General features: G+C 61.4%; 9 protein-coding genes. All 9 read left to right on the forward strand.

Going from position 1 to position 13,532, the window contains the following annotated elements:
* Positions 1–10: 10 nt before the first annotated feature.
* Genes ACI77I_RS21430 through ACI77I_RS21470 form a run of 9 tightly spaced genes read left to right on the forward strand, consistent with a single transcriptional unit; the run spans position 11 to position 13,532 of the window.
* Positions 11–2,413, forward strand: coding sequence for a DUF2169 domain-containing protein (locus tag ACI77I_RS21430; RefSeq protein ID WP_406998335.1), 2,403 nt, complete (start codon positions 11–13; stop codon positions 2,411–2,413).
* Positions 2,406–3,353, forward strand: a complete 948-nt coding sequence (locus ACI77I_RS21435; RefSeq protein ID WP_083358416.1) for a pentapeptide repeat-containing protein — start codon at positions 2,406–2,408, stop codon at positions 3,351–3,353. Before ACI77I_RS21430 ends, ACI77I_RS21435 begins: the two co-directional genes overlap by 8 nt.
* 10 nt (positions 3,354–3,363) lie before the next feature.
* The gene (locus ACI77I_RS21440; protein WP_083358417.1) at positions 3,364–4,014 is read left to right on the forward strand and encodes a DUF3540 domain-containing protein; all 651 of its coding nucleotides are present in this window, start codon (positions 3,364–3,366) and stop codon (positions 4,012–4,014) included.
* 9 nt (positions 4,015–4,023) lie between these two features.
* The gene (locus tag ACI77I_RS21445; protein WP_083358418.1) at positions 4,024–4,431 is read left to right on the forward strand and encodes a DUF4150 domain-containing protein; all 408 of its coding nucleotides are present in this window, start codon (positions 4,024–4,026) and stop codon (positions 4,429–4,431) included.
* Positions 4,428–5,060, forward strand: coding sequence for a type VI secretion system lipoprotein TssJ (tssJ, locus tag ACI77I_RS21450; RefSeq protein ID WP_406998336.1), 633 nt, complete (start codon positions 4,428–4,430; stop codon positions 5,058–5,060). Before ACI77I_RS21445 ends, tssJ begins: the two co-directional genes overlap by 4 nt.
* Positions 5,061–5,100: 40 nt before the next feature.
* Positions 5,101–6,486: a type VI secretion system baseplate subunit TssK gene (tssK, locus tag ACI77I_RS21455; RefSeq protein WP_263272765.1), complete on the forward strand. Its 1,386-nt coding sequence runs from the start codon at positions 5,101–5,103 to the stop codon at positions 6,484–6,486.
* Complete coding sequence (locus ACI77I_RS21460) at positions 6,483–7,151, forward strand: DotU family type IV/VI secretion system protein (RefSeq protein ID WP_406998337.1); 669 nt, start codon at positions 6,483–6,485, stop codon at positions 7,149–7,151. Before tssK ends, ACI77I_RS21460 begins: the two co-directional genes overlap by 4 nt.
* Before the next feature lies 1 nt (position 7,152).
* On the forward strand, positions 7,153–10,830 hold the full coding sequence (locus ACI77I_RS21465; protein ID WP_406998338.1) for a type VI secretion protein IcmF/TssM N-terminal domain-containing protein: 3,678 nt from the start codon (positions 7,153–7,155) through the stop codon (positions 10,828–10,830).
* The gene (locus ACI77I_RS21470) at positions 10,827–13,532 is read left to right on the forward strand and encodes an ATP-binding protein (protein WP_406998339.1); all 2,706 of its coding nucleotides are present in this window, start codon (positions 10,827–10,829) and stop codon (positions 13,530–13,532) included. Before ACI77I_RS21465 ends, ACI77I_RS21470 begins: the two co-directional genes overlap by 4 nt.

Consider the following 13,532-nt stretch of genomic DNA (forward strand, 5'->3'; position numbering starts at 1 on the left):
GGAGCTGACCATGCATCTGACCTATCCCGATATCAGCCTGTTGACGCTGGCCCGCCAACAAGGCCCGCGGCCGGCGAGCCTGACGATCACTGTGGGGTTGCTTTATGACCGCGACCACCCAGTCATCGCCGCTGAACACGCGCTGCCCTGGCTCAGCGAACGCTTCGCCAAGCAACCGTTCGACAGTGGCTTGAAGAAGGCCCGTGGTAGTTTCGCGGTCCACGGCAGTGCCTACCCGCTGACGTCCGAGCAGCAACAACAGGGCATGGCGGTGCGCGTGCGGGTGGCAAGCATCAGTAAGATTCTGCACCTGCATCCGCCGCGGACTTGGCAGCGTGGTGTGGCCGGTGTTATGCCACGCACCACAGGCCCGCTCCTACCTTTGCCATTGGACCTGCACCATGCCTTCGGAGGGGCCGGCTGGGCGGACAATCCCGACGGCAGCGGTTATGTGGCTGATCCTGACAGCTGTGTGGGCACCTCGTTGCCACAAATCGAAGACGCACTTTCGCCCATGAGAGTGCCAGGGCAGACCCTGCCAATCGCCACCTTGGGCCCTCTGCCGCCGCATTGCCTGGAGCGTCGTGAGTGGTGGGGAACCTGCGATGCGCAATGGACCGCGCGCCGTGCGCCCTACCCACCACTGGATTGCGATGCCCGCTGGTTTGATGCGGTGCCCCAGGACCAATGTGCGCCTGGCTACTGGAGCGGCAACGAAGACTGGTGCGTGGAGGGCATGCACCCGCAGCACCCGCAGGTCAGTGGTACGTTGCCGGCGTTGCGAGTACGTCTATTTGTGAAGCGAACGGCGCTTGCGCACGAGGTCGAAGAGCCGACTGTGCACCTCGACACGGTTTGGCTGTTCCCCGACGTTGAGCGGGTTTTGCTGCTGTACCGGGCCGAGGTCAGCGTGGCCGATCTTGACGGCGCCGATATTGCCCAGCTAGGCGCACTGTATGAGTGCGCCGGCGCGCCCTGCGCAACCGTCGCCGCCTGCTGCGAAAAACTCTGGCCTTGCGTTAAACCGACGGCTGCAGCGATCCCAACAGCACGGGAAACCGTCGACAAAGAGGCGATTATCCGCCGTATGCAGGCCTCGATTGACGCCCGTTACGCGACCTTCGCCGCCGAACAAGGCGAGGTACTGGAATGCGCCGCCAACCTCGGCAAACGCTTCGGTAAAACCTTGAACCGGGCCGACTACCCGGCCACTGCCCCTGACCTCGCGGCACTGATGCCACACCCTGCGGCCAAGACCCCGGCGTTCGACCCGGTGGCGCTTAAGGCGCGCATTCATACCGCTATTGAACACGCTCACGCGGCGGCCGAGAAGTTCCTGGACCAGACGGCGAGACGCCTGAACATGCACCCCGAGGCGCTGCGCCAGCAGATCAAGCACGCCGAGCAAAGCGCCTCGCCCGCCCTCAAGATTGACCCATTGTCCAGTCTTGACTACCTGTCGCTGTCGCCGCAGCACAAAGCCTCATTGCACACGCAACTGAGCGCCGGCTTGCAACAGATGCGTGAGACAGAACAGCACATCAAGCAGACAATGCACGCACTGCGGGCAAAGTTACCGGGGGCCATTCCAGGCGCCAATCCGCTAAGAAACGCACCACCACCGACTGCCCACGGCGACCACATCATACCCAAGGCCGAGCCATGGACTCGCGCGTTACTGGAGGCTGCCCACACCCGTGGCGAGCACCTGGAAGGCGCGCATTTTGTCGACCTTGATCTGTCTTCCAGCGACTTGGCCGGCGCCACGTTGCAGCGCTGCGTGTTTGATCGCTGCGTACTGACTGGCGCTCAATGGCTGGGCGCCGACCTGACCGGCAGCATCCTGCGACATTGCGACCTGCGCCATATCAACCTACGCGACGCGCAGTTAGCTAAAAGCCGCTTCAACGCTTGCCTGTTGGACCATGCGCAGCTGGGCGGCGCCAGCTTGCAATCAGCGGCGTGGTCAGCGGTCAAGGGCCAAGACATTGACCTGACCAATGCCAAGGCCGCTGACCTGCAACTGGACCTGGATTGCCAGCTGCCCGGCATTCGCCTGGACCACGCAGACCTCGCCAATGCCAGCCTGCAAGGCGCCTCACTGGTGGGCGCGAGCCTGCGTGGCTGCGACCTGCAAAACGCGCTACTCCACCAGTGCGACCTGCGCAGCAGCCACGGTTATCGCCTGTGCGCCCGCAATGCCGACTTCACTGGCAGCAACCTCAGCCACATACAGTGGGTGGGCGCCAACTTGCAGCAGGCCCGCCTGCGCAAAGTCCGGCTGGAGCAGGCCGACTTGCGCGACAGCAATCTGCATGCGGTGGCCAGCGAAGGCGCGCGAGGTCTTGGAGCACGCTTGCAGGGTGCTGTATTGAGCTATTGCCGTTTACCCGAGGAACTCAACAATGTCTGAACCAATGACCGCCGAACAGCTGCGCGCACGCATCGCTGAAGGCGGCGTACTGCGCGACCTCTGCCTGGCCGGCGGTGACTACCGGGGGATTGCTTTGCGCGATGCGCGCTTTGAGCAAGTCGATGCGCGCAATGCTTGCTTCAACGGCGCCGACCTCAAGGCCTGTACCTGGGTCGACTGTCAACTGGCGGGAAGCCACTTTTGCGGCAGCCATTTGCGTCAGGTCGACTTCAGGAATTGCCAATTCGATGGGGCAAACTTTGCCAAGGTTACGCTCGAAGGTGGCCGCTGGTTACGGTGCGAGGCCGTTGGATTGAGCCTCAGCGAAGCTAACGCCAGCAGCCTCAGTTTTGTTGACTGCGCATTTTCAGTGCCCAACTTACGCGGCAGCGTCATGCGTCAATGCCAACTGGACCATATGAGCCTGTGTGATGCCGATGCCAGCTCAGTGCAATGGCATCAGGTGCGCGTGACCGACAGCCTGCTGCGCAACCTCTACATGATCGACGCACACCTTGAGCAATGTGCATTTGATCGCAGCAGCCTGACCGACATTGACCTGAGCCATGCCGAAACCCGCGCGCTGTCGCTGTACCAATGCCAGGGGACACGGGTGCGCTTCATCGCCACTAACCTGCTGCAAGCGATCTTTACCGACGCGCAGTTGAACGCTGTCGACTTCACCGACTGTGGGTTGATACAGGCCAACTTGAACGGTGCGCAGCTGCCCGGCGCACGCTTCTTGCGCGCGCGTCTGCGCTACGCGCAATGCATCTGTCTGCGTGCCCGTGGCGCCGATTTCACGGATGCCGATTTGTTTGGCGCCAACCTGCACGCCGCCGAACTGGACAACTGCCAGTGGCAAGGGGCACGGCTCGACGACATCTACCCTACCGACCCGCTACGCCTGGCCGCTGATTGCTGGCAGCCGACGCTGTAAGGAGAACATCATGCCACCGCACGTCCAGCCGCACAGTCAATACACGGCCACCTTGCACCATGCCCGGATCAATGCCCTGGAGGGTGAGCGTTTCGGCGTCGTCAGTAGCGACGGGCGACGTTTCTGGCTCAAACCCGCAGCCGGGTGCCTGCTACACCCGGCACTGGGCGATGCGGTGCTGATCTGCGTGGAGGGTGCGAGCGGCTACATCCTTACCGTGCTGGAGCGCGACAGCACCACGCCCGCACGCTTGAGTGTGGACGGCGACCTGCACCTGCAACTGCCAACAGGTGCGTTGCAGGTGCAGGCACGGGACGGTATCAACCTGGACGCCGGCGCCGCACTCGCCGTGCACAGCGCCAGCGTCCTGTTGCACAGCACCCACGCCTGCCTGACCACTAAAACGCTGCAGGTCAGCGGTGAACGCGCCGACAGCTATTGGCTGCAACGCCATGACACTGCGCTGCACGCGCACCAATACGTGCAGGTGCACACAGCGGAGTTCGGCGACAGTCGGCGCCGCGTGGAGGGGCACGAAGACCTGTACGCAGGCTCGGTCAGCCAGCAGGTGAAAAACGACTGGCAATTGCGTGGCGAAACCCTCGACCTGTTCGCCGACAGTACTGTCGCGCTGGATGGCCAGCGCATCAAACTCGGTTAGGAGCTCCCTATGTACATGCTGACCAATGATGGCGCGGTGGCAACCGCCACCGCACCCGACATGTGTAATACACCAAGCCCGGCCGGGCCTGTGCCAATGCCTTATCCCAACATTGCCGACACCAGCATGGCGGATCCCGGTGGCTTGGTTGCAAAAGTGCTGGTGATGGGCATGCCGGCGATGAACGTGATGAGCAAAGTGACAGTCAGCAATGGCGATCAGGCGGGCGCCGCAGGCGGCCTGGTCAGCGGCAGAATCATGGGTGAAATGACCTTCCTCAACGCCAGCACCTGCGTAATGGTCGGCGGCAAGCCTGCCGTACGGGTGACCTGCCTGACCGGCCATAACGGCGCGCCCCAGAATACCGTGGGTATGGTCAGCGCCCCCGGCCAGACTAAGGTCTTGGTGTTGCGATGAACACTGTTGCGCTGAAAACGATTGGCGTGCTGTGGCTCGTCCTATTCCTATTGCTCAGCGCCTGCAGCAGTAACGCCCTGACACCACAGCAACAGGCGCTGAGCGAGCTGAAATGGAATTACGCCGATGACAGCATTGAATTGACGCTGACCGCCGACAAAGATCTCAACCAATACGACGGCCAGCCACACTCGCTCCTGTTGGTCGTGACCCAGTTCGCTCAACCTAACGCCTTCAGTGCCTATGCCGGCAGCAGTCAGCAACTGAGCAAGCTGTTGCTGATGCCCAGCGCACCGCCGGACCTGATTGGCCTGACCCGCCTGTTTATCGAGCCCGGCCAAACCCGTACCGTGCGCCTGCCACGCCTGGAGGGCGCAAAAATGGTCGGTATCAGCGCCGGCTACGCCCACTTGGACCCGCAGCGTAGCGTCAAGCTCTACCGCATTGGCGTGGACGTGACCTCTACCGGGTTCTTCAGCAAAACCTGGTCAGCCTGCCCCAAACCCCTCGCCATCCATCTACTGCTTGGGCCTGACGCGCTATTGCGCAGCCAGCAAAGCCGGCTGGCGAAGCCTGCCACCGAGCAGCCCGTCGAAGGCGAAATCAGCTTGCCTGGCGTGAGCCAATGATGGCTGTTGCGCGTGTTTCCTCTCTCTGTCGAGGTGCCCTATGAACATCGACAAACCGCTTTACTGGCATCAAGGCCTGTTCCTGCAACCGCAGCACTTTCAACACAATGACGCACGCCTGGAAAACCTCATGACCAGGCACCTGGCCTGCCTGCAACCGCATGCCTGGGGGCTGGTATCGATGCGCTTGAGTGAGGCGGCACTGGCGTCCCGTCAATGTCGAATTGAACAGCTGTCGGTGCGGTTTACCGACGGCAGCCTGGTGGAGTACCCCGGTAATGCCATGCTGGAGTGCCGCCCACTGGCGCAGGCAGACTTTGCCCGTGACAGCCGCACACTGTATGTCGGCCTCAAGCGCAGCCAGCCGGGCGAACCTGACGCGCAGGTATTCGAAGACCTGCAAGACGCCGAAAAAGCCAGCGTGCGCTTCGCGGTGAGGGCCGACCCGCAACCCCTGAATGATCGGCACGCAGAAGCCCCCGAAGCGCTGGTACGGCAAATGTGCTACGTCTTGCGCTTGTTCTGGGAAGAGGAGCTGGACAACCTCGGCGCCTATGAGCTGTTGCCTGTCGCGCGGTTGGAGCACGACGGTGACCGCATTCATTTGTGCGAACGTTACATCGCCCCTTGCGTGATGATCGGTGCCTCGCCAGCGTTAATGCAAACGTTGCGCGATACCCGTGACGAATTGGTCAGCCGAGCCCGACAGTTGGAGGTCTTCAAGCAATCAGGCGATGCGCGTTATGGCGACTTCGATGCCGCACACACGCAAAATTTGCTCGCATTGGTCACCCTTAACCGTTACGGCCCACTGCTGACGCATTTTCTGGAAACACCGCAAGTTTCACCGTGGCAGGTGTATGGGACGCTGCGCCAGTTGGTGGGTGAACTGAGTGTGTTCAGCGAGCGCTGCGACATGCTGGGGCAAACCGCCGATGGCCGTTCGTTGTTGGCGCCCTATCACCATGAAGAGTCCGGCCAGGCCATCACTCTGGCGGCTGGGTTAATAGGCCAATTGCTTAACGAGATCAGCGTCGGCGCAGAACTGCTGGTGCGGTTGCTGCCCAGCGATGGGTTGTTCCAGAGCGCCCTGCCTGACGCCTTTGTTGGCCCGCGCCACCGCTACTATCTAGTGGTGCGCAGCGAGGGTGATCCGACGCGACTCGCGCAGAACCTGGAACTGGACGGCAAGCTGGGCGCCCCGCAGCACATGCCTGACCTGATCAGCCGTGCATTACCGGGGGTTGAACTGATTTTCCTGCACGTGCCGCCGCAAGGCATGCCCCGCCGGCCCGGAGCCCTCTATTACCGACTGGAACCACTGAGTGACGCCTGGGAAAAAATCTGCAGCGCGCAGGCCGCCGCGCTCTTTATGCCTGATGCCCCGGCAGACTTGTTGGTAGAGCTGGTGGCGGTACGCGCATGAACGAAAGTCGCTTGGCCGACTGCTGGGTCGGCATCTTTGAAACCACTCATGGCGTCATCGCCGATCCCGCTGCGTCGGCGGCCACCGCGAAAGCAACCCTCACCCACCAGCTGGACCTTGCGGTCGATCGCGCCCGTGAACTCGGTTACCTCGAAACGTGGGTGCGCGAATCACTGTTTTCGGTCGTGGCCTGGGTGGATGAAACGGCAATGACCACCCTGTGGTGCGGCGCCGTCGACTGGCGTCGGTCGCCCTTACAGCGCCACTACTTTTCTACCACACGGGCTGGGGTCGAGTTTTTCCAGCGCTTGCAGGCGCTACCGGAGGATGCCGGGCCGGTTCGCGAGGTGTTTGGCCTGGCCCTGCTCGCGGGTTTCGCCGGTCACTACGCAACGCGCCCAGGCGATGAACTGGCCGACTTTCGCCGCAAATGCCTGCAACGCATTGCCCGTGACGGCCAGATGCGCACGCTGGACGCGTCCAGCAGGTTATTTGCCCCGCCGTCATTCGATGCCACAGCCGCGCGCGCGCAGACGCGTCGGCGAGTGCCCATGTTGGTGCTTGTCGCGTTGATCGTGATTCCGCTACTGGGCCTGGCAGCCCTTTACATCGGCCTGGACAGGCCGCTGGCAACGGCTGCCGCGATGCTGATGGAGACCCATTGAAATGTTGAAAAAAGCGCTAGTGGCGGTGTTCTGGATGGTCGCGCTGATGACGCTGGGGTGCGCCTGTTGGGTAGTCGTGGTGCTGTGCGGCTGGCCACTGTGGTGTTTGCCGTTGATGGTCATTGGTGTGTTGTCTGGCGGCTGGTTGCTGTTGTGGACCGTGCGGCAGTGGCAAGGTTGGCGCCTGCGCAAGCACCTGCAGCGTGACCTGCCGGACCGCGTCGCGCCCCTCAGCCCCGATGTCGATCAGTGCTGGAACGACGGTGTGCGCTTGCTGCGCCAGTCGCGTTTGGGCCGCTCGGGCTATTTTGGCTCGGCACTGCATGCCCTGCCCTGGTTCATGCTGCTCGGTGATACCAGCAGCGACAAAAGCACACTGCTGGCCCATAGCGGCTTGGCTACGCCGTTACGTTCAGCTCGGCATAAGGTTCTCAACTGGTGGTTCTTTGAACATGCGGTGGTACTCGACCCCGCCAAACCCTTGCTCGACTGCGCCAGTGCCTGGAAACGCCTAATGGTACGCCTGGCACGTTCACGGCGGCGCGAGCCGTTGAACGGCGTGATTCTGGCGATTGCGATTGAGCGTCTGCAAGAAAAGAATAACGCTTACCTGCAAGCGCTTGGGCAGAACCTGCGTCAGCAGGTGGATGACCTGGTGACGGTGTTCGGAGCACGCCTGCCGGTGTACCTGGTGCTTACAGGCGCTGAGCGCATCGAAGGCATGCACGAATGGGCCGCCAGTCTCAATCAGGATCAACGCCAGCAGGCACTCGGTCTGCTGGCCGACGCGGGCGATGCAGATGCCCAGGGGTTTCTGGACAAGGTACTGGGGGAAATCAATCGTCGTCTCTTCGAACTGCGTATCGACCTTGGCCAGCGCGGGTTACCCAGTGCCCAGGCGCTGCATGTGCCTGAGCGCGTTGGTGCGCTGCGTCCGGCCCTCGAGCAATTGTTGTTACCCGCGTTTGACCGCAACCCGTACTGCGCCCCGCCGTTGTTGTCCGGCCTGTTTTTAACCGGCCAAGGTGTCGATGAAAATGGCAGCCCGGTCGGCTGGTTCAGCCGTGAGCTGTTTGACCGAGTGCTGCCTGTGCAACGCTTCGCGTATCGCTCCATCGACGGTTGGCGGCACTGGCGTCGTTGGTCAGGGCATGCAGCCATCGTGCTGTGGTTAGTCGCTTGCGGCGCCCTGGCCACGCTGCTGATTGACTCCAGCAGCCATGTGCGTCACAAACTGGACCTGATGACTCAGGAATGGCCGCGCACCCGCGCTTTTGGCAACGGGCTGGACCAGGATCTGCAAACCTTCCAGCAGCAGCACCAGTTCATCGAGAGCCTTGAGCATGAACTGGCCCCGAGCTGGAAGCGCTGGCTGCCGTTCCACCACCGGGTCAGTCAAGTGATCGGCTACGACCGCGCGCAGTACGTCACCGCGTTCGACAATAGCGTGCAGCGTCCTTTGTTCATGAAACTGCTGCCTGATCAGTTGCAAGCGATTGCGACCAGTCACAACGACACACTTATCGCCAGCTACGCGGAGCTGTTGGTACGGCAAATCAACTTGATCAATGCGCGGCTCGCCGGTGGTTCACTGGATGCCTTGCCGGGGCCGGGAGAACAATTGCTGCCGCTGCTGGGCCAATTGCTACCCGACCAGGTCCCCAGTGCAACGCAGGCGCGCTCGTTGAGTCACAGTTTCAAAGCTTATCTGAGGTGGCAAACCGACGAGCAAGCCTTGGTTGAAGAGCGTGCCAACGCCCTGCGCCAGCTTAACGGCCTGGGGCTGGCCACTCGGTCGTTGTCTTGGCTGGAGGCCTGGGCGGACCAGCAGTCCCAATTGCCCAGCCTGCGTTATTCTGACTTCATGCAGGTGCCACCCTCTGCCGACGCGGCCCTGCCCCGGGCGTTCACCGTTGAGGGACGCAATGCGATTCTGGGCTTCATTGATGAGTGGGTCTGTGCGATGGGCAATCAGGCCGAATGGAAAAATCAACGTGAGCATTTTCTTGTTCAGTATCAAAATGACACGCAGGATGCCTGGTATCGCTTTATCGAAGGTTACCTCTCGATGAATCCAGCTGATCGGGACAATCAAGCTCAATCGCGCGACATCCTCAGCACTGTTGGCACAGCGCGTGAGCCCTCCCGCCAACTGCTGCAACGCACCGCCGCGCGTGTCGCACTGATCCCGGTGGCCAACCGCAGGCCCTGGGCACAGTTGAGCGTGCACGTGAACCGTCTGCTTGAACTGGCGCAAACAGCGCCTGCGTCGGGTCACGCCAGCCTGCTTGGCAACTTACGCACCGCGAATGACCTGGGTAGCGACGTGCTCAAGGGCAGCGTCAGCAGCGGTTCCGTCGCAAAGGGCGTGGATGCCGTGAACACCGATATGAGCCAGGCAAAAGCGCTCAGCCAGTTCAACCAAAAGCTGCAGGCGGTGGCGACCGACCTGCGCAAGAGTGATGCACAAGCGTTCCAGGTGGCCCTCGATAATTGGGGCTATGGCAATGATCCGTCGATCAAATCCGCGGGCCTGTGGGAAGCACAGGACCTGCGCGAAGGATTGCGCCGACAACTGACACAAGGTGACGCGAGCGAGCCGGTCGTGTGGAAACTGGTTTTCGGTGGCCTGGACTTTGCGATGGACTATGCCGGGCAGGTTGCCGCTTGCCAGTTGCAGCAAGACTGGAACAGCCAGGTATTGAGCGCCGTGGCGGGTGTGCACGACCCGGTGGTGTTGACTGACACGCTGTATGGCGAGCGCGGTCAAGTGCCCAAGTTTCTCACAGGCCCGATCAAGACCTTTATCCAGCAGGATGTACAGGGTTTCAAAGCGGTTACTGCATTGGGGCATAAAGTGCCCTTCAACGATGGGTTTCTCACCTACGCCGGGCGCCTGCAACATGCCCAGTCGGACCTGGCAGTGGCCAAACGCCAAAACGCTGCGCAGCAGGCTGAACGCCAGGCGCAACGACAAAACCTGCAAGCTGCGCAAAAGGCGTTGCAGGCACAGCAAGCGACATTGCAGCCGCAGCTCAACCTGCCAGCCAATGCCGCCGTGGTCGGCATCCAGGCGACGCCCGTGTCGATCAACCTTGGCGCCAGGCAATTACCCCAGCAAACCCGACTGACATTGCAATGCAGCAGCCACTCAAACGTGCTGGATAACTTTAATTTCCCTACCAGTACCGACTTCACGTGGGCGCCCGGGGCTTGCGGCGATGTCAGCCTGCAGGTACGGTTTGCACATTACACACTGATTAAACATTGGCCCGGTGCGCAGGGGTTCATCGACTTTTTGCAGACGTTTGCCAGCGGTCAGCGCACCCTCACCCCTGACGACTTTCCCGAGCAGCGTGACCTGATGGCCAGCGATAACATTACCCACCTGACACTCACCTACCGCTACACCGGCGCCGACAGCTTGTTACGTACCGAACAACAAGCTCAGGCGGCGAGTAGCCAGGCCAAGGCGATTGATGAACAGTTGAAGACCATCAATGACCAACTGACGACCATGGATGCCCAGGACGCGGCAGAGACAATGGGCGAAGCCGCGCAGGGCAGCGTTACCGAACGGCGGTTGGCTGCGCAGCGCCCCCCGGCGCAGATTGCCTACTGCCGGGCGTACGCCCCTGAGCCTGGATTTTCGTCCACCCTCAAGGCACCGCCTGAATGAAAGCGTTATGGCGCAGGTCCCTGGCGTTGCGCATCACCTGCGCGCTGGTAGTGGTGCTGGCGGGCAGTTGGTGTGTAGCAACCGGGCTGAGTGCGTGGCGTGTCTACCATCAACTGGAGCGTGAGTCACTGCAGGAGCTCAGTCAACGCGTGGAGCTGATCACTCGCGTCGACAACGATGATTTGCAAGAGGCCGCCGATGGCGCGCGCAGGTTATTGCGACTATGGCGCAGCCCGGTGAGCGAAGAACTCGACATGCCGTCACCGCGCAGCACGCTTTACTGGCTTTCCGACCCGGGTGCCAAGCCGTCGACGAAACTGCCCCGTGCCGCTGTGGCTGCGGAAGCCTATGGCGCTGCGGGTCAGTCGATGATTGTTGATACGTTTTTCTACTTTCCAGGTGTCGGCGCGGCCTTTTCCACGGGCCCCTACCCCATCAAAGGATTCACCGCCAGCCGTGCCACCTACCTGCGAGACTTGAGTAAACGCCTGCCCGATGCAAAGGCCGACATCGTCTGGGATGGGCCTGTCTATGATGCCCATACCGGGCAGCAACTGATCACCGTGGCCGCTATAGGCCGCGACAAGAACGGTAAGGTGGAAGTCATTACCGGTTATGACCTGCAACTCAATGACCGTTTTGCGCGCATGTCGCAGTTACTGCGCGGGTACAACGGCTTCATCATCGACCATACGGGGCTGCCCATCGCATCGTTGCCCGCAGGTGCACCCAGAGACTACCAGTACCTGACGACGCCGTTACCGGGCCTGGACATACATGGCACCTTTCCTCAACAGCTTAAACTCAGCCATGGCACTGCGGTGGTCGCGCGCCTGGACGTACTGGATTGGTACCTGGTGTCGCTTTACCCACGAGCGCGTCTGCGCGCCAACACCTTGCAACTGATCATGAACGAAGCGCCGTTTGCCATCATCGGTCTGGTGCTGTTGACGCTGGGCTTGCTGACCGTACTGCGCCAACAACTGGCACGCCCGCTGGCCGGCTTCGCCCAGGCCATTGAAGAAACCCGCCACTCCGATGATCTGACACGCCGCTTGCCGGTGGTACGTGACGATGAACTGGGGCGTTTTGCCCGCGCCTATAACGACCTGCTCGACACCGTTCACCGGGAGCGCCTGGGGCTTGAAAGCCAAGTACAAGCACGCACTTGCGAGTTGCGTGAAGCGTGGCAGAGCGCCGACCGGGCGAATCTGCTCAGGGGGGAGTTCCTGGCGAACATGAGTCACGAAATTCGCACCCCGCTCAACGCGATCATCGGCATGAGCCATCTGCTCGCTGACACGTCTGCGGGCGCGCCAGAGCGGCGCTTCGTGGCTTCTATCCGCGATAACGGTGATGCGCTGCTGGCACTGATCAACGACATTCTTGATTTCTCCAAAATTGAGTCGGGCAACCTCACCGTGGAGCACACGCCCTTTGACCTGGCGGCGCAGGTTGCCGAGGCGATCAACGTGCTTACGCCGCGTGCTCAAGAGAAACGCCTGCGCCTTAGCGTGCACGTCGCCGGCGATGTGCCGACTGGCGTCAAGGGCGACCCGCTGCGCTTGCGCCAGATACTGCTCAACCTGCTCGGCAATGCCATCAAGTTCACCCCGAGCGGTTCTGTGCGATTGCTGGTGTGGAAGGGTTCGGAGGGCAACGTGGGTTTTAGTGTCGAAGACACAGGTATTGGTATTGCCGAGGATAAGCAGGCGCAGATTTTCGATGCTTTTCGCCAAGCCGACGCCTCGACCACCCGTGAGTACGGCGGTACTGGGTTGGGCCTTTCAATCAGTCACCGCCTGGCGCAGCTCATGGGCGGCGAGTTAAGGGTCAAAAGCGCACCGGGCAACGGCTCGACGTTTACCCTTGTGCTACCCCTGCCGCCCCTGGCCGCTGATGAACCTATCGTAGCGCCGGTACGCGAGGACATGGACACGCTGTGTGGCCACGCTTACCAACTCAACGTTCTGGTGGTTGACGATGTGCCGACCAACCGTGAAATCGCCTGCCTGTATCTTGAGCGGTTCGGGCATCGCTATCAGTGCGCGAGCAATGGAGAGCAAGCCTTGCAACTGCTGGGCAAAGTGATCTTCGACGTGGTCTTGATGGACAGCCAGATGCCGGTAATGGGTGGGGTGGAAACCATCCGCAAATTACGCTCGGGTGCGTACGGCGTGCTCGACGAAGAGACGTGGGTGATTGCACTGACAGCGAATGCCATGACGAGTGACCGCGAAGAGTTCCTGCGCCAAGGCGCCAGTGCCTACCTGGCTAAACCCGTGTTGCCAGGCCAACTGTTCAGGGCGCTGGAGAGCGCCATTGCCTGGCAGATCAAGCGCGGCATGGAGCTTGCGCCCATGCCCGTGGGCAACATCAACCCCCAGCAGAGTAATACCGCTCACATCTCACCCACCTCACCGCTCATGACGCCGCGCCTGCGCGAACTGTTTCGTGTCGACACCCAGCGTTTACTCGGTTTGATGCGCACGGCCTGCGATGCGGCTGATCATGCTGAGCTCGCGCATCTGGCACACACGCTCAGAGGCACCTGCGGGCAATTTGGCGAACAGGAACTGGAGCATCTCGCCCGCCTGCTTGAGGACAGTACAGAACAACAATACGCTAACTGCGAAGCCGCTTTGCGCAGTCTTGAAACTGCGTGCGCGCGGCTGTTTTGCAATAACGCCCTCAAAGGATGA

It is taken from the genome of Pseudomonas sp. D47 (genome assembly GCF_045447305.1).
GTDB lineage: Bacteria > Pseudomonadota > Gammaproteobacteria > Pseudomonadales > Pseudomonadaceae > Aquipseudomonas.